25 protein-coding genes and 1 pseudogene are annotated in these 23295 nt (G+C 66.2%); 10 read left to right on the top strand and 16 right to left on the bottom strand.

Annotated elements, in window-relative coordinates; translation table 11 throughout:
• Window positions 1-79 precede the first annotated feature (79 nt).
• Window positions 80-321, bottom strand: a pseudogene (locus B7G54_RS39650) (hypothetical protein); the annotation flags it as partial.
• Here B7G54_RS39650 and B7G54_RS13245 point away from each other — a divergent pair.
• On the top strand, window positions 217-2019 hold the full coding sequence (locus tag B7G54_RS13245; RefSeq protein WP_085039482.1) for a PhoH family protein: 1803 nt from the start codon (window positions 217-219) through the stop codon (window positions 2017-2019). The pseudogene B7G54_RS39650 and the gene B7G54_RS13245 sit on opposite strands and share 105 nt — an antisense overlap.
• 241 nt (window positions 2020-2260) lie before the next feature.
• On the top strand, window positions 2261-3355 hold the full coding sequence (locus B7G54_RS13240; protein ID WP_085039481.1) for a C40 family peptidase: 1095 nt from the start codon (window positions 2261-2263) through the stop codon (window positions 3353-3355).
• Window positions 3356-3488: 133 nt separating this feature from the next.
• Here the strand turns inward: B7G54_RS13240 and B7G54_RS13235 are convergent, their stop codons facing one another.
• From B7G54_RS13235 to B7G54_RS13190, 10 genes are all read right to left on the bottom strand, one after another.
• Complete coding sequence (locus tag B7G54_RS13235; RefSeq protein ID WP_046543500.1) at window positions 3489-4499, bottom strand: inorganic phosphate transporter; 1011 nt, start codon at window positions 4497-4499, stop codon at window positions 3489-3491.
• A gap of 10 nt (window positions 4500-4509) precedes the next feature.
• Window positions 4510-5136, bottom strand: a complete 627-nt coding sequence (locus B7G54_RS13230) for a DUF47 domain-containing protein (protein ID WP_085039480.1) — start codon at window positions 5134-5136, stop codon at window positions 4510-4512.
• A 138-nt stretch (window positions 5137-5274) separates the two neighbouring features.
• A complete protein-coding gene (locus tag B7G54_RS13225) occupies window positions 5275-6657 on the bottom strand; it encodes a replicative DNA helicase (RefSeq protein WP_085039479.1) in 1383 nt (460 codons plus the stop codon).
• A gap of 140 nt (window positions 6658-6797) precedes the next feature.
• Window positions 6798-7250 carry a 50S ribosomal protein L9 gene (gene rplI, locus B7G54_RS13220; protein ID WP_085039478.1) on the bottom strand — a complete coding sequence of 151 codons (453 nt, stop codon included), beginning with the start codon at window positions 7248-7250 and terminating at the stop codon, window positions 6798-6800.
• Window positions 7251-7277: 27 nt separating this feature from the next.
• Window positions 7278-7553 (bottom strand): 30S ribosomal protein S18, encoded by a 276-nt coding sequence (gene rpsR / locus B7G54_RS13215; RefSeq protein ID WP_006486248.1) that lies wholly within the window; start codon window positions 7551-7553, stop codon window positions 7278-7280.
• A gap of 4 nt (window positions 7554-7557) precedes the next feature.
• On the bottom strand, window positions 7558-7857 hold the full coding sequence (priB, locus tag B7G54_RS13210; RefSeq protein ID WP_014896852.1) for a primosomal replication protein N: 300 nt from the start codon (window positions 7855-7857) through the stop codon (window positions 7558-7560).
• 40 nt (window positions 7858-7897) lie between these two features.
• Window positions 7898-8272: a 30S ribosomal protein S6 gene (rpsF, locus tag B7G54_RS13205; protein WP_006402295.1), complete on the bottom strand. Its 375-nt coding sequence runs from the start codon at window positions 8270-8272 to the stop codon at window positions 7898-7900.
• 252 nt (window positions 8273-8524) lie between these two features.
• The gene (locus B7G54_RS13200) at window positions 8525-9415 is read right to left on the bottom strand and encodes an anti-sigma factor family protein (protein WP_085039477.1); all 891 of its coding nucleotides are present in this window, start codon (window positions 9413-9415) and stop codon (window positions 8525-8527) included.
• Window positions 9405-10046, bottom strand: a complete 642-nt coding sequence (locus B7G54_RS13195) for an RNA polymerase sigma factor (protein ID WP_085039476.1) — start codon at window positions 10044-10046, stop codon at window positions 9405-9407. Before B7G54_RS13195 ends, B7G54_RS13200 begins: the two co-directional genes overlap by 11 nt.
• A gap of 177 nt (window positions 10047-10223) precedes the next feature.
• Window positions 10224-11135, bottom strand: a complete 912-nt coding sequence (locus B7G54_RS13190; RefSeq protein ID WP_085039475.1) for a LysR family transcriptional regulator — start codon at window positions 11133-11135, stop codon at window positions 10224-10226.
• A 172-nt stretch (window positions 11136-11307) separates the two neighbouring features.
• Between B7G54_RS13190 and gcl the strand changes: the two genes are divergently transcribed.
• The 5 genes from gcl to lysM all read left to right on the top strand — a co-directional run bounded on the left by gcl (window position 11308) and on the right by lysM (window position 15823).
• Window positions 11308-13083 (top strand): glyoxylate carboligase, encoded by a 1776-nt coding sequence (gene gcl, locus B7G54_RS13185; RefSeq protein ID WP_085039474.1) that lies wholly within the window; start codon window positions 11308-11310, stop codon window positions 13081-13083.
• Between the two features lie 43 nt (window positions 13084-13126).
• A complete protein-coding gene (gene hyi / locus B7G54_RS13180; RefSeq protein ID WP_085039473.1) occupies window positions 13127-13936 on the top strand; it encodes a hydroxypyruvate isomerase in 810 nt (269 codons plus the stop codon).
• A gap of 41 nt (window positions 13937-13977) precedes the next feature.
• Window positions 13978-14868, top strand: a complete 891-nt coding sequence (locus B7G54_RS13175; RefSeq protein ID WP_085039472.1) for a 2-hydroxy-3-oxopropionate reductase — start codon at window positions 13978-13980, stop codon at window positions 14866-14868.
• A gap of 347 nt (window positions 14869-15215) precedes the next feature.
• Window positions 15216-15341, top strand: a complete 126-nt coding sequence (locus B7G54_RS39990; RefSeq protein WP_256093589.1) for a hypothetical protein — start codon at window positions 15216-15218, stop codon at window positions 15339-15341.
• 11 nt (window positions 15342-15352) lie between these two features.
• The gene (gene lysM, locus B7G54_RS13170) at window positions 15353-15823 is read left to right on the top strand and encodes a peptidoglycan-binding protein LysM (protein WP_021162125.1); all 471 of its coding nucleotides are present in this window, start codon (window positions 15353-15355) and stop codon (window positions 15821-15823) included.
• 95 nt (window positions 15824-15918) lie between these two features.
• Here the strand turns inward: lysM and B7G54_RS13165 are convergent, their stop codons facing one another.
• On the bottom strand, window positions 15919-16941 hold the full coding sequence (locus tag B7G54_RS13165; protein WP_085039471.1) for an asparaginase: 1023 nt from the start codon (window positions 16939-16941) through the stop codon (window positions 15919-15921).
• A 271-nt stretch (window positions 16942-17212) separates the two neighbouring features.
• On the opposite strand from B7G54_RS13165, the gene B7G54_RS13160 reads away from it, so the two are divergent.
• The 3 genes from B7G54_RS13160 to B7G54_RS13150 all read left to right on the top strand — a co-directional run bounded on the left by B7G54_RS13160 (window position 17213) and on the right by B7G54_RS13150 (window position 19031).
• Complete coding sequence (locus B7G54_RS13160) at window positions 17213-17503, top strand: PsiF family protein (protein ID WP_034181226.1); 291 nt, start codon at window positions 17213-17215, stop codon at window positions 17501-17503.
• Between the two features lie 260 nt (window positions 17504-17763).
• A complete protein-coding gene (locus tag B7G54_RS13155) occupies window positions 17764-18213 on the top strand; it encodes a hypothetical protein (protein WP_085039470.1) in 450 nt (149 codons plus the stop codon).
• A 230-nt stretch (window positions 18214-18443) separates the two neighbouring features.
• The gene (locus B7G54_RS13150) at window positions 18444-19031 is read left to right on the top strand and encodes a BPSL1445 family SYLF domain-containing lipoprotein (protein WP_085039469.1); all 588 of its coding nucleotides are present in this window, start codon (window positions 18444-18446) and stop codon (window positions 19029-19031) included.
• A gap of 96 nt (window positions 19032-19127) precedes the next feature.
• On the opposite strand, the gene B7G54_RS13145 is transcribed toward B7G54_RS13150, so the two are convergent.
• From B7G54_RS13145 to B7G54_RS13130, 4 genes are all read right to left on the bottom strand, one after another.
• Entirely contained in the window at window positions 19128-20192 is a 1065-nt protein-coding gene (locus B7G54_RS13145; protein ID WP_085039468.1) for a glycosyltransferase family 4 protein, read from the bottom strand.
• A gap of 239 nt (window positions 20193-20431) precedes the next feature.
• Entirely contained in the window at window positions 20432-21607 is a 1176-nt protein-coding gene (locus B7G54_RS13140) for an AAA family ATPase (RefSeq protein WP_085039467.1), read from the bottom strand.
• A 30-nt stretch (window positions 21608-21637) separates the two neighbouring features.
• Window positions 21638-22810, bottom strand: a complete 1173-nt coding sequence (locus tag B7G54_RS13135; protein WP_085039466.1) for a mechanosensitive ion channel family protein — start codon at window positions 22808-22810, stop codon at window positions 21638-21640.
• Window positions 22811-22899: 89 nt separating this feature from the next.
• Window positions 22900-23256, bottom strand: coding sequence for a Rap1a/Tai family immunity protein (locus B7G54_RS13130; RefSeq protein ID WP_006485939.1), 357 nt, complete (start codon window positions 23254-23256; stop codon window positions 22900-22902).
• Between the last annotated feature and the right edge of the window lie 39 nt (window positions 23257-23295).

The raw sequence follows: 23295 nt of genomic DNA, 5'->3' as shown, positions 1-23295 counted from the left end.
GCATGTCCCTGTCGACGGGGCAGCGGCTTTTTTTATGGATTGCGCGCCGGCCCTCCCCGGTCCGGCCCTTACCGCATCGAGGAGCTGATCGACACTTAGGCGAACCGGCTAGACGAACTTCCTGTGCGCCACCGCGCGCAAACTGCATGCGTCTACGTCACGCAGGATGCGATCAGCGGCGCACGCCATGCGACACGATTCCTCCCGAGGGACACCATGCCTTTGCCTACTCCCCCCAGCAAGCTCGGCAGCCTGCTGCCGCCCGACGAATACAAGGCGAAAGCGCGGCCCGCGAAAGCCGCGAAGAAATCCGCCGAAGGGGACGCATCCACAGCCGGTGACTATGGTCCGGCGAGCGTGGCCCAACCGATGACCGAAGCCGCGAACACGGCCGCGCCGCTGCGCGCTGTCGCATCGTCGGCGCAAGATGCCGCGAGCGCACCCGCACGCGGCCGCAAGACCAAACAGACGGCTGCTCTGCTGCAGCCGATGCCGGCCGCCGCCGAACCCGCGGCACCGGTCGTCGCACGCAACGAGAAGCCGGCTGCCGACAAACCGGCCGCGGCACCCGCGCGCGATACCGGCGCCGCGACGAAGTCGCGCAGCCGCAAGCCCGCCGAAGCCGAACTGCAGAAACTGTTCGTGCTCGACACCAACGTGCTGATGCACGACCCGAGCAGCCTCTTCCGCTTCGAGGAACACGACGTCTATCTGCCGATGATGACGCTCGAGGAACTCGACAACCACAAGAAGGGGATGTCCGAAGTCGCGCGCAACGCACGCCAGGTCAGCCGCACGCTCGACGCGCTCGTCGCCGATGCCGGCGCGATCACGGCCGGCATCCCGCTGTCGCGCCTCGGCAGCCGCGATGCGCTCGGCCGCCTGTACTTCCAGACGAAGCTCGCGGACATCGCACCCGTCGAAGGCTTGCCCGAAGGCAAGGCCGACAATCAGATCCTCGGCGTCGTGCGCGCACTGCAGCGCGACCGGCCCGACCGCCAGGTCGTGCTGGTGTCGAAAGACATCAACATGCGGATCAAGGCGCACGCGCTCGGCCTGCCTGCGGAAGACTACTTCAACGACCAGGTACTCGAGGATTCCGATCTCCTGTACAACGGCGTGCGCGAACTGCCGCAGGACTTCTGGACCAAGCATGCGAAGGGCATGGAGAGCTGGCAGGACACGAAGACGGGCACCACGTACTACCGTGTGACTGGCCCGCTCGTCGCGTCGATGCTCGTCAACGAGTTCGTCTACCTCGAGCCGCAGAACGGCGAACCGACGTTCCATGCGATCGTCCGCGAACTGAACGGCAAGACGGCGCTGCTGCAGACGCTGCGCGACTACAGCCACCACAAGAACAACGTGTGGGGCATCACCGCGCGCAACCGCGAGCAGAACTTCGCGCTGAACCTGCTGATGAACCCCGAGATCGACTTCGTCACGCTGCTCGGCCAGGCCGGTACCGGCAAGACGCTCGTCGCGCTCGCAGCCGGCCTCGCGCAGGTGCTCGACGACAAGCGCTACAACGAGATCATCGTGACGCGCGCGACCGTGCCCGTCGGCGAGGACATCGGTTTCCTGCCCGGCACCGAGGAAGAGAAGATGCAGCCGTGGATGGGCGCATTCGACGACAACCTCGAAGTGCTGCAGAAGACCGACGACGCTGCCGGCGAATGGGGGCGTGCCGCGACGCAGGAACTGATCCGTTCGCGCCTGAAGGTGAAGAGCATGAACTTCATGCGCGGCCGCACGTTCGTCGACAAGTACCTGATCATCGACGAGGCGCAGAACCTGACGCCGAAGCAGATGAAGACGCTCGTCACGCGCGCGGGCCCGGGCACGAAAATCGTGTGCCTCGGCAACATCGCGCAGATCGACACGCCTTACCTGACCGAAGGCAGCTCGGGGCTCACGTACGTCGTCGACCGGTTCAAGGGCTGGGGCCACAGCGGCCACGTGACGCTTGCGCGCGGCGAACGCTCGCGGCTCGCCGACTACGCGTCGGACATCCTGTAATCCTGCATTGCGCCGGCCCGTCGGCCGGCATCAAACGCCTCGCGGCGCTCCGTTTCCGGAGCGCCGTTTTTATTTTGGGGTCGGAAACGTTGGTAATGCTTCGTCACGCAACAAGCACATTTACGCGCGAAACTTCAAGTAAATTCTCAAGAATGGTTGCCTAAGCCCCGTCGGAGCGTCTACCATCGGGTCTGTCTGTTGTCATACCATTCGCGAGCGCGCCGTGCTCGCCCGCCTTGTCATGCTTCGAATCTGGGTTCCCGTCGCCGTCGTTTCGCTGCTTGCGGCCTGCTCCAGCGTGCCGCCGCAGTCGGCATCGCGCTCCGCCTCGGGCATGAAGATCACGACGCCACGCGCATTCCCCGCCCCCGCCAATTTCCCGAAATTCGTCGATCACAGCGTCGGCCAGGAAGAAATCTCGATCCAGGCGATGAGCCTCGTCGGTGTCCCGTACCGCTGGGGCGGCAACACGCCGACGAGCGGCTTCGACTGCAGCGGGCTCGTGCGCTATGTAATCGGCCGTGCGGCCGACGTGAACCTGCCGCGCACAACCGCCGACATGAGCAGCCGCGGCGTATCGATCGACCCCGACCAGATCGCGCCGGGCGACCTGATCTTCTTCAATACGACCGGACGGCCGCATTCGCACGTCGGCATCTATGTCGGCAAGCTGCGCTTCGTCAATGCACCGTCGACGGGCGGCACCGTGCGGCTCGACTACCTGACGAACCCGTACTGGGCCAAGCGTTTCGACGGCATTCGCCGCGTCGCGCCGCCGCGTGGGGCGCCTACGCCGTTCGATGCGCCGACCTACGAGGCAAAGCGCGACGAGCCGCGCAGCGCACCGGCCGCAGCGGCCGCCCCGGTGGTCGTGACTGCCGCCGCGCCGCGGCAGCCGGCCTATGCGTCGTCGCAACCTGCCGCGCCCCGGGCACCCGCACCGGCCATGCCGGCCACGCAGGTCGTATCGACCGCAGCGGTTGCCCCCGCAGTCGCGTCGGCCGACCCGTACGAACCGCCGCCGCCGCGCATGCAAGCGGCTCAGCAGCAGGTAACGTCCGTGAATGACGGCACGGGCATCGCAGCAATGACGGCGAATGACGCGCCGGCCGGCCCGGCCGAGGTCGGCACACAGATTCCGACGACGGCGCTGACTGCCGCCCAGGCTGCCGCTTTCGATTCCGAACCGCCGCCCGCCACCGCCGCGGCGTCACCGCGCAGTATCGAGCCCGCCCCCGTGCAGGTATTGCGTGCGTCGACCCAATCCGCACCCGTCAGCCCGCGCACCGCCACTGCAGACGATCCGATTGCCCGGTTCGCGAACGGAAGCTACTAGCCCGCTTCGCCCTCGCCTGCGGCCACTCGCGACCGCAGCCGCCATTCGCCGCACATTCCCGCGCCCCAAAAGAAAATGCGCCGCAGCCTTTCGGCTTGCGGCGCATTTCATGTCCGTTCGACAGTGTCGGCGATCAGAAGATCTGGTGACCGAGCCACCACCCACCGGCCGCGAACAACGCAGCCGCGGGCAGCGTCAGCACCCATGCCCACACGATGTTGCCGGCTACCCCCCAGCGCACGGCCGACAGCTTCTGCGTCGCGCCGACGCCGACGATCGCGCCGGTGATCGTGTGCGTGGTCGACACCGGAATGCCGAGGAACGACGCAAGGAACAGCGTCATCGCGCCACCGGTTTCCGCACAGAAACCGCCGACCGGCTTGAGCTTCGTGATCTTCTGGCCCATCGTGCGCACGATGCGCCAGCCGCCGAACAGCGTGCCGAGGCCCATCGACAGGTAGCACGCGCCGATCACCCACGCGGGCGGCGCATCGGCAGTGGCCGACGCGTAGCCGCTCGCGATCAGCAGCATCCAGATGATGCCGATCGTCTTCTGCGCGTCGTTGCCGCCGTGGCCGAGGCTGTACAGGCCGGCCGACAGCAGCTGCAGCCGCCGGAAGCGCCGGTCGACCTTGCTGGGCGCGGTACGGAAGTACAGCCACGACACGCCGAGCATGAACAGCGAACCGAGGATGAAGCCGAGCAGCGGCGAAATGAAGATGAACGCGATCGTCTTCAGCAGCCCGTCGATGTTCAGCGAGCTCCAGCCCGACTTCGCGAGCGCCGCGCCGACGAGGCCGCCGATCAGCGCGTGCGACGAGCTCGACGGAATCCCGTAGTACCACGTGATCACGTTCCAGCCGATCGCGCCGACCAGCGCGCCGAATATGACGTAATGGTCGACGATCTCGGGGTCGATCGTGCCTTTACCGACGGTCTGGGCGACTTTCAGGTGGAAGATGAAGTACGCGATCACGTTGAACGCGGCCGCGAACACGACGGCTTGCTGGGGCTTCAGCACCCCGGTCGACACGACGGTGGCGATCGAGTTCGCCGCGTCGTGAAAGCCGTTCATGAAGTCGAATACGAGCGCGACGAGCACGAGCGCCGCGACCATCCATAGGGCGAGTTGTATCGAATGCATCGTGGTCCGCTCAGGCGTTTTCCAGCACGATGCCTTCGATGATGTTCGCGACGTCCTCGCACTTGTCGGTGATCTCTTCGAGCAGCTCGTAGATCGCCTTCAGCTTGATGAGCGTCTTCACGTCGTCTTCCTCGCGGAACAGCTTCGACATTGCCGAGCGCAGCACGCGATCGGCCTCCGACTCCCAGCGGTCGATCTCCTCGCACTGCTTGAGGATCTGCGCCGACTGCTTCATGTCGGACAGCAACCCGACTGCCTGCTGCACGTGCTGGGCCGACTGCGTGACGATGTGCGCGAGCTGGCTCGCCTCGGACGTGACGGACTGCACGTCGTACAGCGACACGGCCGTCGCGACGTCTTCCATCAGGTCGAGGATGTCGTCCATCGTCGTGATCAGCTTGTGGATCTCGTCGCGATCGAGCGGCGTGATGAAAGTCTTGTGCAGCAGATCGATCGCCTCGTGCGTGAGCTTGTCGGCGGCCTTCTCGGCGGTCTGCACGTTTTGCTTGTGAATCTCGGCATCGGCGAGATTGTCGATCAGCAGTTCGAGTTCGCGTCCGCCGGCAACGATGTGCTTCGCGTGCGCGTTGAAGAGTTCAAAGAACTTGCCCTCGGTGGGCATGAATCGACCGAACATGGGATTCCTGAGAGATTGTCAAACTACTGTCACGAAAACGGGCGACATTGTACCGTTTCCGGTCGGGCCGCGCCGCGCGCATATGCGCACGGCGGGATTGGATACAACGTTTGGCGAATTAGGGCTTTACATCCGGCGTTACTCGCCGTAGAAGGTCTGCGCCCCTGCAAAGTTGTCGAACTTCGTGAATTGCCCCAGGAACGTGAGCCGAACGGGGCCGATCGGGCCGTTACGCTGCTTGCCGATGATGATTTCGGCCGTGCCCTTGTCGGGGCTGTCCGGGTTGTAGACTTCGTCGCGATAGATGAACAGGATCACGTCCGCATCCTGTTCGATTGCGCCCGATTCGCGCAAATCGGACATCACCGGACGCTTGTTCGGGCGCTGTTCAAGGCCGCGGTTCAACTGCGACAGCGCGATCACCGGCACGTCCAGCTCCTTTGCCAGGCTCTTCAGCGATCGCGAGATTTCCGAGATTTCGGTCGCGCGGTTCTCGCCCTGCGACGAACCCGACATCAGCTGCAGGTAGTCGACGATGATCAGGCCGAGCTTGCCGCATTGCCGTGCGAGACGCCGCGCGCGCGAGCGCAATTCCATCGGGTTCAGGCCGCCCGTTTCGTCGATGAAGAGCTGCGCCTCACTCATCTTCTGCACCGCGTGCGTCAGCTTCGGCCAGTCCTCATCGGTCAGGCGACCGGTCCGCATCCGGTGCTGGTCGAGCCGGCCGATCGAGCCGAGCATACGCATCACGAGCTGGGTGCCCGGCATTTCCATCGAGAACACCGCGACCGGCAGCCCGTACTCGACTGCGACGTATTCGCCGATGTTCATCGAGAAGGCGGTCTTACCCATCGACGGACGCCCTGCAACGATGATCAGCTCGCCGCCGTGCATCCCGGACGTCATCCGGTCGAGGTCGACGAAGCCCGTCGGCGTGCCCGTGACATCGCTCGGGTTCGCGGTGTGGTACAGCGTGTCGATGCGCTCGACGACCTGCGTGAGCAGCGGGCCGATCTCGAGGAAGCCCTGGTTGCCGCGCGCGCCCTCTTCGGCGATCGAGAACACCTTCGACTCGGCTTCGTCGAGCAGCTGGCGGACTTCCTTGCCCTGCGGGTTGAATGCATCGGCCGAAATTTCGTCGGCGACCGACACGAGCCGGCGCAGCACCGCGCGGTCGCGCACGATTTCCGCATAGCGGCGGATGTTCGCCGCGCTCGGCGTGTTCTGCGCGAGTGCGTTCAGGTACGCGAGCCCGCCGACATCGTCGGCCTTGCCGGACGTGACCAGCGCTTCATACACGGTCACGACGTCGGCCGGGCGCGTCGACGCGATCAGGCGGCCGATGTGCTCGTAGATGATCCGGTGGTCGTAGCGGTAGAAATCGCCCTGCGACAGGAAGTCGGCAATCCGATCCCATGCCGCGTTGTCGAGCAAGAGGCCGCCGAGCACCGATTGCTCGGCCTCGACCGAGTGCGGCGGGACTTTCAGCGATTCAATTTGAGGATCTTGCGGCGCGTTCATGGGTTGGGATTATCGCGAATAACCTACGACGTTGCTAGAGACGGGCGCCGACCAACAGGCAATAAAAAAGGCAGGCCCCGGTTGCCCGGGCGCCTGCCCTTGTCCGGACGACGGAAGCCGCCCGGAAAGCTTGCGTACGCTTACGCGTGGTCGCCGATCACGTTGACCGTGACGTCGACGACGACGTCCGTGTGCAGCGCGACCTGGACGTTGTGCTCGCCGATCATCTTCAGCGGGCCTTCCGGCATGCGAACTTGCAGCTTCTCGACTTCGAAACCTGCCTTCTTCAGCAGTTCCGCGACGTCGCCGTTCGTGACCGAGCCGAACAGACGACCGTCAACGCCCGACTTCTGCGTGATTTCGAACGACTGGCCGTTCAGCTTCTCGCCGACCGCCTGCGATGCTGCCAGCTTTTCAGCGGCGACCTTTTCGAGTTCAGCGCGGCGCACTTCGAATTCGGCGATCGCTTCCTTCGTTGCACGGCGAGCCTTGCGGTTCGGGATCAGGAAGTTGCGAGCGTAACCGTCCTTGACCTTGACGATGTCGCCGAGGTTACCCAGATTGGCGACTTTTTCCAACAGAATGATTTGCATTCGAATTCTCCTTATTGCGTCGCCTGATTACGCCTTGTGCTGATCGGTGTACGGCAGCAGCGCGAGGAAACGCGCACGCTTGATGGCCGTATCCAGCTGACGCTGATAGTGCGCCTTCGTACCCGTCAGACGAGCCGGCGTGATCTTGCCGTTTTCGCCGATGAAGTCCTTCAGCGTTTCCGTGTCCTTGTAGTCGATCTGCTCGACGCCTGCAGCCGTGAAACGGCAGAACTTCTTGCGCTTGAAGAGCGGGTTTTGTTGCTGACGACGCTTGTCGAATTTCTTACCAGTCGGGCGGGGCATGATTTCAGTCCTTTCCAATGTCCTGCAATGCTGTGATGTGAAACACCAAGGTTCTCGCGTTGCGGCTTTTCTTTGCCAGGAAGCCCGTGAACAGCGTTTCGACGCCCATTTCACGGCTTTCCAGCCTGCCGCTCGCCTCACCGGCCGCCACCGCCTCGATCGTCATTTCGACCTGACGGGGAATACCTGCTTCGACGACTTCCGTGCGGTGATGCAATGTGGCGCTTGCGATCGGAACACCCGCCGGCGTATATCGCACCGGTGCGCGTTCGACGACGCTTGCCTTCAATTGCAACCTGTTCACGTGAGTGACGCGCTCCTTGATGGCTTAATGAATGACGAACTTAAGCCTGCGCTTCGGTCGGCTGAGCTGCAGCCGCCTTCTTGGCTTCTTCGCGCTGAACTTCCTTCATCATCGGCGACGGGCCGGTTTCGGCCTTCTTCATCTTGACGATGAGGTGACGCAGCACGGCGTCGTTGAACTTGAACGCGTGTTCGAGTTCGTCGAGCGTCGTCTGGTCGCACTCGATGTTCATGCAGACGTAGTGAGCCTTCGCGAGTTTCTCGATCATGTAGGCCAGTTGGCGACGGCCCCAGTCTTCGACACGGTGGATCTGACCGCCGTGCGACGTGATCGTGGTCTTGTAACGCTCGATCATCGCGGGCACTTGCTCGCTTTGATCGGGGTGCACGATGAATACGATTTCGTAATGACGCATTACACACTCCTTGTGGATTGAAGCCACCCGGGCGTCTGAACCGGTGTGGCAAGTGAGAAGCCGAAGATTCTAACCCGGATACGGGGCGCATGCAAGGCCAATCGACGATTCGCGCGCAGATTCGGCCATGTTTTCAAAGACTTGAAGGGGCGAAGGGGCGAGCCCGGACAAGCGGGCCGGCCTTCGGTCTTCATTCCCGGTCAGGGTCGGAACAGAAGCGTACGACGGGCCCCGCCGCCCGCCGCCGTGCCGTCACTCGCTGCGCGTGCCGGCGAGCCGCGCATCGAGCGCGGTCCTGAACGCCGCGAGCGCCGACGGCTCGGCGTCGGTCACGGCCCACCACGTCATCCCGGCCGCGTCCCAGCGGTCGAGCGCATAGCCCTGCGACACGGTCGCGTACGGCGCCCCCGGCCCTTCCCCGGCCGGCCGCACGTACACGTCGATCACATGCTGCCGGTAACGGTAGACGAGCACCGCGACGCGGCGCCGCCCGACGTAGTCGAGCCGGCCGCCGACCAGCGCAAAGCCGTTCGCCGCGAGATCCTCGACCGGCGGCGCATAGTCGAGCCGGCCGTTGAACCACGGCTTGACCGTGTGCCGGTCGGTCGAGATCACGTCGATGTCGCGCGCCGACAGGTCGGCCCGTACGTGGCTCGACACGAGTTCGTCGACCGTGCGATCCGTGTCGGCGTGGCGCGCCGACAACGCCATCCCGCCCGCCGCGGCAAGTGCCACCAGCAGCGCTACGCCCCAACCCAGGCCGGGCAGCGCAGCAACCCGCGGCCCCGTGCCGGCCGACGCCGGGCGTGCCGACCCGCCGTGATCCGTCAGCCACGAGAACCAGCGGCGGCCACGCGGCTGCGGCTGTGGTCGCGGTTCGGACTGCGGCTCCGCCCGCGCCTGCTCGCGTGCAGGGGCGTCGGCCACTGCCGGCAGGCTCGCGAGGATCCTGGCACGCAGCGCATCCGGTGCACGGTGATAGTCGGCCTGACGCACGGCCTGCACCAGCGTGACGATCCGCGCGCGTTCATGGCGGCACACGTCGCACCCTTCTACATGCTGCTGAACCCGCAACGCATCGGGCGCCGACAGCTCGCGGTCGACGTCCGCGTCCAGCAACGCTCGCGCTTCGTTACAGTCCATCGATAGCCTCCGATGCGGTTCCGCCGGCCGGCGTACGGCCCGGCCTGCCTTCGGCCGCCGGTGCCGGCGGGCCGCCCAGCAGCGCGGCGAGCTTGCGCCGGCCACGTGCGAGCCGCGACATCACCGTGCCGACCGGCACATCCGCGATCGCCGCGATCTCGCGGTAACTCAGGTCCTCCATCTCGCGCAGCACGAGCACCTCGCGGTATTCGGGCGGCAGCTTCGCGAGCGCTTCATTCACGAGCCGCACGTTCTCGCCGCGCAGCAGGTGCGCGAGCGGATCCTCGGTCGCCGGTTGCCAGTCGTCGGGGACGTCGGTGTCGTCGAGCGTGTCGGGCAGCGCAACCTCGTGCGCATGCGTACGGCGCCGCCATTCCGTGTACCAGGTATGGCGCACGATCGTCAGCAGCCACGGCCGCGCGTTGTCGCCGCGACACGAATCGACGAAGCGCAGCGCGCGCATGCACGCGTCCTGGACGACGTCGTCCGCATCGCCGGCGCTGCCGCTCAGCCAGCGCGCGAGGTTGTACGCGGCGTCGAGATGCGGCAGCACGAGCATACGAAACCGCTCGCCGCGCGCGACAGCGTCGTCCGCCAACCGCTCATCGACCGCCTGTCCGGCTTGCCCCACATGGCCTCCCTGGTCCCGGCGGCCAAAGCCGCGCCCGTTCCGCGCATGGTGCCCGGACAGACCGGCAACGTGCGCGCTCGATGACCTTACCGTCGTTGCGTCGAGTTTATTCCCGCGCCGTGCGCCCGAAGCGTAAAAAATCGCCGGGCGGCCTTGTGGCCGGGCCGGCCGTGCCGGTTACGGCGTGGTGCTCCAGTAGCCGGGGCTGGCGTAGGCAGCGCGCAGGTAGTCGATGAAATAGCGCACGCGTGCCGGCACGTAGCGCTGCTGCGGATAGACCGCAAGGATGTCGTAGTCGGGCAATGCATACTCGTCGAGCACGGTCTCGAGCTCGCCCGTCTCGAGCTGCGCGGCGATTTCCCATGTCGAACGCCAGCCGAGCCCGAGGCCTTCGGCCACCCAGCGGTGCAGCAGTTCGCCGTCGTTGCAGTCGAGATTGCCCGCCACGCGCATCGTCGCGATCTTGCCGTGGCGCTGGAAATACCAGCCGCGGTTCTGTCCGCCCTGCAGGTTGAACGCCAGGCAGTTGTGCTTCAGCAAATCGTCGAGCGACTTCGGCCGGCCGTGCCGCCGGAAATACTCGGGCGTGCCGCACACGACGCGCCGGTTCGACGCAAGCTTCACCGCAACGAAGTTCGGATCGACGGCACCGCCGATCCGGATCGACAGGTCATAGCCCTCGCGCACGAGATCGACGACGCGGTCGGTCAGGTTGAACGACAGCTGCATCTCGGGCTTGTCGGCCAGAAAGCCCGGTGCGTGCGGCGCGACGTGCTTGCGCCCGAACGCGGCTGGCGCGGACACGATCAGGTGCCCGCTGACCGCGCGCCGCCCGGCGGCCAGCTCGTTCTCGGCCTGGTCCCATTCGGACAGGAGGCCGCGGCAGCGCTCGAGGAACGCGGCGCCCTCCTCGCTGACCACCAGCCGCCGCGTCGAGCGGTACATCAGCTTCACGCCGAGACGCTTTTCGAGCGCGTCGATGCGCCGCCCGAGCACGACCGGCGACACGCCCTCCTCGAGCGCCGCCGCCGCGAGGCTGCCGGCATCGGCCACCCGCACGAACGTCTCGATCTGCTTGAAGCGATCCATCTCCCGTCTCCGTCTCTGTTCCGGCACCGGCGGAAAGCCACGCCCGGCCGTCATTCCATACTTTTAGTTTCGAAAAAAGCGACTTCGGCTGATCTTATCAAACCTTTCCTGCATCCCTAAAGTGTCCCCAACAGACCGATTTGCAAGATCCATCACATTCAAGGAGACATTCATGGCCAAGATGAGAGCCGTCGACGCAGCTGTGCTCGTGCTTGAGAAGGAAGGCATCCAGACCGCGTTCGGCGTGCCGGGTGCAGCGATCAACCCGTTCTACTCGGCGATGCGCAAGTCGGGCGGCATCAGCCACGTGCTGGCGCGCCACGTCGAAGGCGCGTCGCACATGGCCGAAGGCTTCACGCGGGCCGCCCCGGGCAACATCGGCGTGTGCATCGGCACGTCGGGCCCTGCCGGCACGGACATGATCACCGGCCTGTACTCCGCATCGGCAGACTCGATTCCGATCCTTGCGATCACGGGCCAGGCACCGCGTGCCCGCCTGTACAAGGAAGACTTCCAGGCCGTCGACATCGAATCGATCGCGAAGCCCGTCACGAAGTGGGCCGTCACCGTGCGCGAGCCGGCGCTCGTGCCGCGCGTGTTCCAGCAGGCATTCCACCTGATGCGCTCGGGCCGCCCGGGCCCGGTGCTCGTCGACCTGCCGATCGACGTGCAACTCGCCGAAATCGAATTCGACATCGACACGTACGAACCGCTGCCGGTCTACAAGCCCGCGGCCACCCGCGCGCAGATCGAGAAGGCGCTCGCGATGCTCAACGACGCGGACAAGCCGCTGATCGTGTCGGGCGGCGGCGTGCTCAATGCAGCGGCCGAAGACCTGCTCGTGCAGTTCGCCGAAACGATCGGCGTGCCGGTGATCCCGACGCTGATGTCGTGGGGCGCGATTGCCGACGACCACCCGCTGATGGCGGGCATGGTCGGCCTGCAAACGTCGCACCGCTATGGCAACGCCACGATGCTCGCGTCCGACTTCGTGCTCGGCATCGGCAACCGCTGGGCGAACCGCCACACGGGCAGCGTCGAGGTCTACACGAAGGGCCGCAAGTTCGTGCACGTCGACATCGAGCCGACGCAGATCGGCCGCGTGTTCGGCCCGGATCTCGGCATCGTGTCGGACGCGAAGGCGGCACTCGAGCTGTTCGTCGCCGTCGCACGGGAATGGAAGGCCGCCGGCAAGCTGAAGGACCGCAGCGCATGGGTCTCGGAATGCCAGGCGCGCAAGCGCACGCTGCAGCGCAAGACGCACTTCGACAACGTGCCGGTCAAGCCGCAGCGCGTATACGAAGAGATGAACAAGGTGTTCGGCCGCGATACGTGCTACGTCAGCACGATCGGCCTGTCGCAGATCGCCGCCGCGCAGTTCCTGCACGTGTTCAAGGCACGCAACTGGATCAACTGCGGCCAGGCCGGCCCGCTCGGCTGGACGATCCCCGCCGCGCTCGGCGTGCGTGCAGCGGACCCGAGCCGCCCGATCGTCGCGCTGTCCGGCGACTACGACTTCCAGTTCATGATCGAGGAACTGGCAGCCGGCGCGCAATTCAAGCTGCCGTATGTGCACGTCGTCGTGAACAACTCGTACCTCGGGCTGATCCGCCAGGCGCAGCGTGCGTTCGACATGGATTACTGCGTGCAGCTCGCGTTCGACAACGTGAACGCGCCGGAACTGAACGGCTATGGCGTCGACCACGTGGCCGTCGCGGAAGGCCTCGGCTGCAAGGCGCTGCGCGTGTTCAAGCCGGAAGAGATCGAGCCGGCGCTGCGCCAGGCGCAAACGCTCGCGGAAGAGTTCAGCGTGCCGGTGGTCGTCGAAGTGATCCTCGAGCGCGTGACGAACATCTCGATGGGCACCGAAATCGACGCGATCAACGAATTCGAGGATCTCGCCGACAAGGCCGAGCACGCACCGACCGCGATCTCGATGCTCGACTGAACCGAACGACATTTTTGACTGACCGACCGAAGAGGCTTAGCTCATGCCGAAGTTTGCTGCAAACCTGACCATGCTGTTCAACGAAGTGCCGTTCCTCGACCGCTTCAAGGCGGCCGCCGACGCGGGCTTCGACGCCGTCGAGTTCCTGTTCCCGTATCCGTACGCGAAAGAGGAACTCGCCGAGCGGCTCGAGACGCATCGCCTGCGCCTCGTGCTGCACAACCTGCCTGCCGGCAACTGGGACCAGGGCGAGCGCGGCATCGCGTGCCTGCCCGATCGCGTCGGCGAGTTCCACGAAGGTGTCGGCCGGGCGATCGAGTACGCGAAGGCGCTGAAGGTGCCGCAGCTGAACTGCCTCGTCGGCATCCCGTCGGCGAGCACGGCGCGCGACAAGACCTTCGTCACGATCGTCGACAACCTGCGCTTTGCCGCCGATGCGCTGAAGCGCGAAGGCATCCGCCTGCTCGTCGAGCCGTGCAACAGCTTCGACATCCCGGGCTTCGCGCTGAATCGCTCGTCGGAAGGGCTCGACGTGATCCGCGCAGTCGGCTCGGATAACCTGTTCCTGCAGTACGACATCTATCACATGCAGCGCATGGAAGGCGAACTGGCCGCGACGATCGAACGCAACCTCGCATCGATCGGCCACGTCCAGCTCGCGGACAACCCGGGCCGCAACGAGCCGGGTACGGGCGAGATCAACTACGCGTTCCTGTTCGCGCTGCTCGACCGGCTCGGCTATGCCGGCTACGTCGGCTGCGAATACAAGCCCCGCACCACCACGACGGAAGGCCTCGGCTGGCTGCAAAGCGTCGCCGGCTGCGCACCGGGTTCGGCGCGTCGCGCCGCCTGAGTAGCGCCCTTCCCGTTTTCAGCCCTATAGGAGACTTTCACATGGCAACCATCGGTTTCATCGGCCTCGGCATCATGGGCGCGCACATGGCGCGCAACCTGCTCAAGGGCGACCACCAGCTCGTCGTGAACGGCGCGTTCCCGATCCCGGACGATCTGCGCAAGACCGCGAAGGTCGTTGCGAACTCGACCGAAGTCGCGCAGAACGCGGACGTCATCGTCGTGATGGTGCCGGACACGCCGGACGTGCGTAACGTGCTGTTCGCCGACGACGGCGTCGCGAAGGGCCTGACGGCCGGCAAGCTCGTGATCGACATGAGCTCGATCTCGCCGCTCGACACGCAGGAATTCGCAAAGCAGATCAACGCACTCGGTTGCGACTACCTCGACGCGCCGGTGTCCGGCGGCGAAGTCGGCGCACGCGAAGCGACGCTGACGATCATGGTCGGCGGCCCCGAGCAGGCATTCGAGCGCGCGAAGCCGCTGTTCGAGAAGATGGGCAAGAACATCACGCTCGTCGGCGACAACGGCGCGGGCCAGACCTGCAAGGTCGCGAACCAGATCATCGTCGCGCTGAACATCGAAGCCGTCGGCGAAGCGCTGCTGTTCGCCGCACGTTCGGGCGCCGATCCGGAGCGCGTGCGCCAGGCGCTGATGGGCGGCTTCGCCGCATCGCGCATCCTCGAAGTGCACGGCGCGCGGATGACGAAGCGCACGTTCGATCCGGGCTTCCGTATCGAGCTGCACCAGAAGGACCTGAACCTCGCGCTCGACGGCGCACGCAAGCTCGGCCTCGCCCTGCCGCACACGGCAAGCGCGCAGCAGCTGTTCAGCGTGTGTGCGTCGCACGGCGGCAAGGCATGGGATCACTCGGCACTCGTGCGCGCGCTCGAGATCATGTCGAACTTCGAGATCGAGAAGACGGCAGGCTGAACGCAGGCCGCCTCGCGCGGCTGCCTTCGGTCGATGCGGTAACGCGCGGTCCGTCGCGATGACGGACGCGCGAATGACACACGTGACCGGCCACGGCCGGTCGCATCGATGCGCGAGACTCTCGTGCATCACGGTGGGGCGCCCCGCCCTGCACTGCCGACGGCATGCGGGACGGGGCGAAAAACGCCGCTCTGGGCTGAGAGCGGCGTGGTGGGGTCCGCAGCGGCACCCGGCGACGCCGGGGAAGCCTTGGTCGGTCAGACGTCGTCGTCGGGTGTCCGCCTGTCGGATTTCGCGTATTACATTTCTTTACGTTCAAGCGTGCGATTTTTCATGCAATCGTCGTCATGAACGCCTACACTTTCGCCACGCCTTTCGAGAAAACCGCCGCGCTTGCGTTCACCTCCGGTGACCGCGCCCAGCGCGGTGTTTTTTTCGCCACTTCACGGCGCGTTTTCTTTTCAACCACCTAAGGAGTGCAACGATGGGTCTTCTTTCGTTTATCAAAGAGGCGGGTGAAAAACTGCTGGGTCATGCCGACGCGCAAGCAGCGGAAGATCCGAATGCCGCAAACCAGACCGCGGCCGATGCCATCAAGAACTACATCAACACGCAAGGTCTCGACACGTCGAACCTGACCGTGGCGTTCGACGGCGCATCGCGCACCGTGACGCTGTCGGGCAGCGTCGCCGACCTCGACACGAAAGCCAAGGTCAAGGTCGCGGCCGGCAACGTGCAGGGCGTCGCGGGCGTCAACGACGACGATCTCCAGCCGGACGATCCGGAAGTGCAGTACCACGACGTGAAGCCGGGCGACACGCTGTCGGCGATCGCCAAGGAAGTCTATGGCGACGCGAACAAGTACCCGGCGATCTTCGAGGCGAACAAGCCGATGCTGTCGAGCCCGGACCGGATCTACCCGGGCCAGAAGCTCGTGATTCCGCCGCAGTCCTGAGCATTCTTGCCGGGCTGATACGAAAAAAGCAGGCCATTGGCCTGCTTTTTTTCATGGCGGCGCGCACCGCCGTGCGGCGCGTTTCGATCACCCGGTCACCACGTATCGAACATGCGTTGCAGTTCGTCGCGACCGTGAATGCCGTTCGCGAGCGCGAGCATCAGCAGCACGCGTGCCTTGAACGGGTTCAGCGACCCTGCACTCACGAAGCCGAGCGCATCGTCGCTCGCGGCGCCGTTGCGCATCACGTGCCCCGACCCGACGCGCGACGCCCGAACCACCGCAACGCCTGCGTTCACCGCATCGGCCAGCGCCGCCTGCAGCGTCGCATGAATCGAGCCGTTGCCCGTGCCCGCGACGACAAGACCGCGCACGCCGGCCGCGACCAGCGCATCGACGGCGGTACGCGCCACGCCCGCATAGCTGGCGACGACTTCGACGGGCGGCCATGCTGCGGCGATCGCCAGTTGCGTGTCGCGCGAACGCGTGACGCGGCGCGCGAATTCGACCCGGCCGTCCTGCACCCAGCCGAGGGCACCGAGTTCCGGCGACTGGAACGCATCGACTGCATAGGTGCTCGTCTTCACGACGTCGCGCGCGCCGTGGATCCGGTTGTTGAACGCAACCAGCACGCCCTGCCCGCGCGCGGACGGATGCGCGGCCACCGTCACCGCGTTCAGCAGGTTCAGCGGGCCGTCGGACGACAGCGCGGTCGCCGGCCGCATCGCGGCCGTCAGCACGACCGGCTTGTCGCCCTTGACGACCAGGTGCAGCGCATAGGCGGTTTCCTCGAGCGTGTCGGTGCCGTGGGTAATCACGATGCCGTCGACCGCCGGGTCGGCCATCAGCGCGTCGATCCGCGCGGCCAGCGTGTTCCACAGCGGCAGCGCGAGATCCTTGCTGTCGATGCTGGCGATCTGCTCGGCATCGATGCGCGCGACGGACGCGAGCGCCGGCACCGCGTCGACCAGGAAATTGACGCCGAGCGCGCCGGCCTGGTAGCCGGCCGTGCTGGCCGCGTCGGGCGCGGCGCCGGCGATCGTGCCGCCGGTGGCCAGCACGGCGATGCGCGGCAGGCTCGCCGCGGACGAAGGAGAAGCGGAATTCGGAGTATTCATGGCCGCGATTGTAAAGGCTCGCGGCCGGGATCCGGCAGGTTCCGGCGCGGCGGCCGAGGCCGGCCGCGGCAGATCATGGTTTGTCCCGATCATCCTGCGGGGTGGGCCGTCAACGGCCGTGGTGCCCGCAACGTTATAGGAAGTGCCGTTTTGGTGTTTTCACATTGATTTGCCATAATCGGAGCGCGCGGTGCGATGCGGCCCTATCCTCATCGCGCGGTGCTTCGTGACGGCGTCGATAAAACGCAATTCACCCCATGGGAGTGTCGAAATGAAAATCCAATCGCTCGTAGCCGCCGTGCTTCTCGGCGGGATGCTGGCTTCCCCCGCATTCGCGGCGAACAGCCAGCAGGACAAGATGAAGGCCTGTAACACCCAGGCCGCCGGCAAGACGGGCGACGAACGCAAGGCGTTCATGAAGGACTGCCTGTCGGCCAAGCCCGCGAAAGCAATGACGCAGCAGGAAAAGATGAAGGCGTGCAACACGCAAGCCACCGGCAAGAAAGGCGACGACCGCAAGGCGTTCATGAAGAGCTGCCTGAGCAGCCAGCCGGCAGCCTGAGTTCCGGCGCTCCCGTATCGAATGCCGCGCACCGCTTCGGCGGGCGCGGCATTTTTTGTTTTCGTTGCATGCGCATCGACGCACCCCGCCCCGACCTCTCCCGCCCCGCTTTCCCGGCCCGCCGTACCGGCGCCGCCACATGGTGCGGCAATTCGCCGCGTTTTCTTCTATGATGGCTGCAACGCGGCCCATCCAAGTACAAGAAGCGCCATCGGGCCGCCCTCGAGACAGACGCGCACACGCGTCAAACGGAGGCATGGATGGCATGGAGACAACACCGCTGGTTCCGCCGCTGGCTGATCGTGATCGTATTCTGGGCCGTGCCCGTTGCGATCGTCGCCGTGCGCGAGATCCGCGAGGAAATGGCATACAACAAGGCGGACCTGCAGCTCGCGCTGACCACCTGGCAGCTCACCGACGCGCAACAGGCAGCCGGCGCCGCCGCGAAGTGCCATGGGGATCCTGACGAGGCGCGCGCGGCCGGCTGCCCGGCCGACGTGCTCGCCGCCAATGCGCCGCGCCAGCAGGCGGCCCGCGACGAATACGTGGTGCGCCGCAATACGCTCGCGGGCTACCTGTGGCACGCGTTCGTCGGCTACTGGGTCGTGCCGGCCGCGTTCCTGTTCGCCTGCGGCGTCGTGATCGCGCTGATCCGCCGCGCGCTGCGCCGCCCCCCGCTCAAGCCGCCCGTTCCACCTGTCACGCACTGATGCGCGCGGCAGGCGCCGCCATCCGAGCGACCGCCGTGTTTCCGGCATGCCGGCCCGGCGTCGGCGCGCGGGCACCGGTTCGTCCGTTGGCACGCCGCGACATCCCAACACGATTTGACGCTTTTTTACGCCGCGACGAAAAGAGGCTGTAATCCGCTGTGATATAACTGCCGACGTGATCCGCTCCCTGAGCGAGACTCACTCCGAACATCATCCGATGGAGAAGAACGATGCAAAAACGGAATCTTGTGCTGAAAGCCGCCGCTGCGCTCATCGTCGGTAGCCTCGCGCTCACCGGTTGCACCACCACCCCGGACAAGCCGGACAACGCCGCCACCAACGCGTCGAAGCGCCAGGCAATCGACTCGAGTGTCGACGCCACGCTGTCGCGCATGTACTCCACGGTCAAGGGTTCGCGTGAACTCGTCGCGAAGTCGCGCGGCGTGCTCGTCTTCCCGGACGTGCTGCAGGCCGGCTTCATCGTCGGCGGCCAGTCCGGCAACGGCGCACTGCGCGTCGGCGGCAGCACGGTCGGCTACTACAACACGTCGTCGCTGTCGGTCGGCCTGCAGGCCGGTGCACAGTCGAAGGCGATCGTGTTCCTGTTCATGACGCAGGAAGCGCTCGACGAATTCCGCGGCTCGGACGGCTGGGCAGCCGGCGCCGGCGCGTCGGTCGCGCTCGTGAAGATGGGCGCGAACGGTGCAGTCGATTCCAACACGGCCACCGCACCGGTTCAGGTCGTCGTGCTGACGAACGCGGGCCTGATGGGCGACGTGTCGATCAACGGCACGAAGGTCACGAAGCTCAAGATCTGACGCTGACGCCATGCCCGCGCACATCGTGCGCGGGCCATGCGCAAACGGCGATGTCCTTGCGGGCATCGCCGTTTTTTTATCCGCCCGTGTCGCGCGTCAGGTCGTCGAGTCGATCACCTTGAAGCGCGAGCGCTTCTGCGCGCGGATCACCGACTGGTACACGTCGACGTACTGCTGCGCCATGCGGCGCGACGTGAAGCGCGCCTCGAAGCGCTGTCGCACGCGCGCGCGCGGCAGCAGGTGCAGCCGGTTCACGGCGGCCACCGCGCTGATTTCATCCTCGACGATGAAACCCGACACGCCCTCGTCGATCACTTCCGGCACCGCGCCGCGATTGAATGCGATCACCGGCGTGCCGCACGACATCGCCTCGATCATCACGAGGCCGAACGGCTCCGGCCAGTCGATCGGAAACAGCAGCGCATGCGCGCCCGACAGGAATTCGGCCTTCTGGTGATCCGCGATCTCGCCGATGAATTCGACGTGCGGCAGCGCGAAGAGCGGCTTGATCTCGCGCTCGAAGTATTCCTGGTCGGCCGCATCGATCTTCGCGGCGATCCGGATCGGCAGCCCGCACTGGCGGGCGATGCGGATCGCCGTGTCGACGCGCTTCTCGGGCGAGATGCGGCCGAGGAACGCGAGGTAGCGCGGTTCGACGGGCTGCGGCATGTACAGCGTATCGGGCAGCCCGTGGTAGACGGTCGTCAGCCATTTCGCCTGCGGCAGCGGCTGGCGCTGCGAGTTCGAAATCGAGATCACCGGCGCCGTGTTGAACGTGTCGAACACCGGCTGCTGCTCGGGCAGGTCGAGCCGGCCGTGCAGCGTCGTCACGTAAGGCGTTTCCTGCCGGTTGAAGACCGAGAACGAGTAGTAGTCCATGTGGAAATGGAGCACGTCGAAGTCCTTCGCGCGACGTGCGACCGTCTCCATCAGCAGCATGTGCGGCGCGACCCGGTCGCGGATCGACGAGTCGAGCCGCAGCGCGCGCGGCCAGACCGGCTCGAGCTTCGCCCGCGTCGTCGAATCGCCGCTGGCGAACAGCGTCACATCGTGGCCGAGCTCGACGAGCGCCTCGGTGATGTAGGACACGACGCGCTCCGTGCCGCCGTACAGCTTCGGCGGCACCGATTCGGTCAGCGGCGCGATCTGGGCAATTCTCATGGTCCACGTCTCCTGTGTCCTGTCCGTTGCGGCACGGCCGGCGGGCGTTTCCCGCTCGCGGCCATGCAGCGCTGGCCGGCGGCGCCAGCCGGATATCCCTTCATTATTCGCGATCCCGTTGCACGGAACCGCCCGTCTTGCATTTTATGGGCGTTGTTACAGGCAGGATACATTCCGCCGGCCAGGCCGATCCGCCCCCCAAAGCTACAACGGCGCCTGCACGCACGCCGCGCCGCCCGTCAGCGCGACGGCCACTTCCATGCCGGCAAATCGCGCGTGTCGGCATCGACGAGCCCCGTCGCGCCGAGTTGCTTGTCGAGCACCAGCGATTCGCAGCCGGCCTCGCGCTCGAGCGTCGCGATGAGCCGCGCCGCATGCGACACGACGAGCACCTGCGAACGCCGCGCCGCCTGCGCGATCAGCCGGCCGAGCGCCGGCAGCAGATCGGGGTGCAGGCTCGTCTCCGGTTCGTTCAGCACCATCAGCGCCGGCGGCCGCGGGGTCAGCAGCGCGGCCGCGAGCAGCAGGTAGCGCAGCGTGCCGTCCGACAGCTCGGCCGCCGCGAGCGGCCGCAGCAGCCCGGGCTGGCGCATCAGCACGTCGAAGCGGCCCCGGCCGCCCGGATTGTCGATCTCGACCGACGCACCGGGAAATGCGTCGTCGATCGCCGCATCGAGCGCCGCGCCGTCGCCGATTTCGCGGATCGTCTGCAACGCGGCGGCCAGGTCGGCGCCGTCGTCCGCGAGTACCGGCGTATGGGTACCGATGTGCGACTGCCGCGCCGGCGCCTGCGCATCGGTACGGAAATGGTCGTAGAAACGCCACGAGCGGATCCGTTCCCGCACCGCGATCATCTCGGGCGCGCCGGCCGGATCGGCGAACTCGGTCATCATGCTGTCGAAGCTGGCGACCGGCTGCGGAATCGTCTGCCAGTCGCCCGATGCGATGCGCGCACGGATCTGTGCGCCCTGCCGGTCGACCAGCAGCGTCGACGGGCGCAGCAGCGCGCCGCCCCAGATGCACTCGCGCTTGACCACCGGATCGAGCGAGAACGCCGACCCGCTCGGGATCGGCATGCCCAGATCGATCGAATAACCGAAATCGTCGCAGGCGAAGCCGAGCTTCAGGCTCACCGGCCCCTTGCGCACCGTGCCGGTAACCGGTGCGTCGCCGTCCAGCATCGCCCGCGAGAAGCGCTCGGGGCCGGCCCACAGCGTCGACGGCAACCCGCCTTCGCGAGCGAGCGACGGGATCACCCGCCCCTGCGCGGTGTCGGCGAGCAGCCGCAGTGCGCGGTACACGCTCGACTTGCCGCTGCCGTTCGGCCCCGTGACGACGTTGAGCGCCGCGAGCGGCACGATCAGCTCGCGCAGCGAGCGGTAATTGGCGATGGCAAGCGTTTTCAGCGTGGTCATGACGATGGAGGGTGTGCATGCGGGCCGCGTTCAGCGGCCTTCGGCAGCCTGCGGGTCGGCCGCGGTGTTGGCCGCCGTGCTGGCGGCAGCCGGCCGCGCGTGCGGCCGTTCGGGCTTCGGCGCGTCCGGCGCGGAATCATGCGGATACAGTTCCATCCGGCTGCGCGGCAGGCATTGCGGATAGCGGTCCTGCAGGTAGGCGATCAACCCTTCGCGCACACGGCAGCGCAGGTCCCAGCACGACGACGAATCGGCCGCACTGACGAGCGCGCGCAACTGCATCGTGCGTTCCGTCGCGTCGGTCACCTGCAGCACCTGCACGCGGCCGTCCCACTCGGGCGCCGCATGGACGAGCCGTGCGAGCTCCTCGCGCAGCGGCGCGAGCGGCGTGCGGTAATCGACCGACAGGTAGACCGTGCCGATGATTTCCGCGCTGCTGCGCGTCCAGTTCGTGAACGGGTTCTCGATGATCCACTGCAGCGGCACGACGAGGCGCCGCTGGTCCCACAGCCGCACCGACACGAACGACCCGGTAATCTCCTCGATGCGCCCCCACTCGCCCTGGATCACGACCACGTCGTCGAGCCGGATCGGTTGCGTGAGCGCGATCTGCAGCCCGGCGATCAGGTTGCCGAGCACCGGCCGCGCGGCGATACCGGCGACCAGGCCCGCGACGCCGGCCGACGCCAGCAGGCTCGCGCCGACCTGGCGCACGTTCGGGAACGTCATCAGCGCGGCACCAGTGCCGATGATCACGATCAGCACCATCACGGTCCGCACGAGCACCTTGGCCTGCGTATGGATGCGCCGCGCCTGGAGGTTGTCGGCCGTATCGATCGGATGCGCCTGGATGATGGCGTCGCCGACGCCGGCCGCGAGCCGCACCAGCAGCCACGTGAGCGACACGATGGAGCCGACCGCCGCCGCCGTGCGCATGCCGCGCACGAACGACATGCCGTCGTCCGCCTGGACCCACAGGAATTCGAGCGCCAGCAGCGCGAGCACGACGAGCGACGGCCTGTCGATGTAGCGCAGGATCGCGCTCATCAACGGATACGGCTGCGCGATGCGCTTGACGATGCGTGCGCCGAGACGGTGCACGATCGTGACGACCAGTACGACGATGACCGACACGGCCAGCGTACCGAGCCATGAATGCAGTGGCGCATCGGTGATGCGCTGCAGTTCCTCGATTGAAATCATCGGCGCCCGTGGGTGATGAGGCGTGCACGCCTCGTCCTGGATGCGTCGGCGACGTCCGGGCCACGCACGGGCCCGGACACGGCGTCAGATCAGTTGCCGCTCCTGCAGGGAAACGCCTTGCCGAGACCGAGCGACACCGCGGTACTCGCGTTGTAGTCGGCCAGCTTCGGATTTTCCGCGATGTATTTGCGCACCGCGTCGGTCATCTGCTGCGCCCGGATGTCGGGCGGCAGGCAGAAATACTGGCCGACCCGCGGCCCCGTCGTGCCGCCGATCGCATCGATGGTGTTGTAGACGCCGTCGGCGGCGCCTTCGATATAGGCCGCGCACGACGCTCGCGACTTGACGTCCGTCTTCGCGCACAGCCGGTCGAGATCAGCGCCCGTGAAAGCCGCCGCCGACAACGGCACGGCAAACGCCGCGGCACAAAACATTGCGCGCAACATGGTGTTCCTTATGTCAATGCGGCCCGAGGCCGCCTGCTG

This window comes from Burkholderia puraquae (assembly GCF_002099195.1).
Lineage (GTDB): Bacteria > Pseudomonadota > Gammaproteobacteria > Burkholderiales > Burkholderiaceae > Burkholderia > Burkholderia puraquae.
This window is presented reverse-complemented; position numbering and strand designations above follow the sequence as displayed.

Excerpts from the sequence above, each read along its gene's own strand:
- B7G54_RS13230 (WP_085039480.1), bottom strand. The coding sequence starts at position 5,136 with ATGTTCGGTCGATTCATGCCCACCGAGGGCAAGTTCTTTGAACTCTTC.
- B7G54_RS13145 (WP_085039468.1), bottom strand. The coding sequence starts at position 20,192 with ATGAGAATTGCCCAGATCGCGCCGCTGACCGAATCGGTGCCGCCGAAG.
- rplI (WP_085039478.1), bottom strand. The coding sequence starts at position 7,250 with ATGCAAATCATTCTGTTGGAAAAAGTCGCCAATCTGGGTAACCTCGGC.
- B7G54_RS13225 (WP_085039479.1), bottom strand. The coding sequence starts at position 6,657 with ATGAACGCGCCGCAAGATCCTCAAATTGAATCGCTGAAAGTCCCGCCG.
- hyi (WP_085039473.1), top strand. The coding sequence starts at position 13,127 with ATGCCGAAGTTTGCTGCAAACCTGACCATGCTGTTCAACGAAGTGCCG.
- B7G54_RS13190 (WP_085039475.1), bottom strand. The coding sequence starts at position 11,135 with ATGGATCGCTTCAAGCAGATCGAGACGTTCGTGCGGGTGGCCGATGCC.
- B7G54_RS13135 (WP_085039466.1), bottom strand. The coding sequence starts at position 22,810 with ATGATTTCAATCGAGGAACTGCAGCGCATCACCGATGCGCCACTGCAT.
- B7G54_RS13240 (WP_085039481.1), top strand. The coding sequence starts at position 2,261 with ATGCTTCGAATCTGGGTTCCCGTCGCCGTCGTTTCGCTGCTTGCGGCC.
- B7G54_RS13160 (WP_034181226.1), top strand. The coding sequence starts at position 17,213 with ATGAAAATCCAATCGCTCGTAGCCGCCGTGCTTCTCGGCGGGATGCTG.
- B7G54_RS13175 (WP_085039472.1), top strand. The coding sequence starts at position 13,978 with ATGGCAACCATCGGTTTCATCGGCCTCGGCATCATGGGCGCGCACATG.
- B7G54_RS39990 (WP_256093589.1), top strand. The coding sequence starts at position 15,216 with ATGAACGCCTACACTTTCGCCACGCCTTTCGAGAAAACCGCCGCGCTT.
- B7G54_RS13235 (WP_046543500.1), bottom strand. The coding sequence starts at position 4,499 with ATGCATTCGATACAACTCGCCCTATGGATGGTCGCGGCGCTCGTGCTC.
- B7G54_RS13155 (WP_085039470.1), top strand. The coding sequence starts at position 17,764 with ATGGCATGGAGACAACACCGCTGGTTCCGCCGCTGGCTGATCGTGATC.
- B7G54_RS13165 (WP_085039471.1), bottom strand. The coding sequence starts at position 16,941 with ATGAATACTCCGAATTCCGCTTCTCCTTCGTCCGCGGCGAGCCTGCCG.
- gcl (WP_085039474.1), top strand. The coding sequence starts at position 11,308 with ATGGCCAAGATGAGAGCCGTCGACGCAGCTGTGCTCGTGCTTGAGAAG.
- rpsF (WP_006402295.1), bottom strand. The coding sequence starts at position 8,272 with ATGCGTCATTACGAAATCGTATTCATCGTGCACCCCGATCAAAGCGAG.
- lysM (WP_021162125.1), top strand. The coding sequence starts at position 15,353 with ATGGGTCTTCTTTCGTTTATCAAAGAGGCGGGTGAAAAACTGCTGGGT.
- B7G54_RS13140 (WP_085039467.1), bottom strand. The coding sequence starts at position 21,607 with ATGACCACGCTGAAAACGCTTGCCATCGCCAATTACCGCTCGCTGCGC.
- rpsR (WP_006486248.1), bottom strand. The coding sequence starts at position 7,553 with ATGCCCCGCCCGACTGGTAAGAAATTCGACAAGCGTCGTCAGCAACAA.
- B7G54_RS13150 (WP_085039469.1), top strand. The coding sequence starts at position 18,444 with ATGCAAAAACGGAATCTTGTGCTGAAAGCCGCCGCTGCGCTCATCGTC.
- B7G54_RS13130 (WP_006485939.1), bottom strand. The coding sequence starts at position 23,256 with ATGTTGCGCGCAATGTTTTGTGCCGCGGCGTTTGCCGTGCCGTTGTCG.
- B7G54_RS13200 (WP_085039477.1), bottom strand. The coding sequence starts at position 9,415 with ATGGACTGTAACGAAGCGCGAGCGTTGCTGGACGCGGACGTCGACCGC.
- B7G54_RS13245 (WP_085039482.1), top strand. The coding sequence starts at position 217 with ATGCCTTTGCCTACTCCCCCCAGCAAGCTCGGCAGCCTGCTGCCGCCC.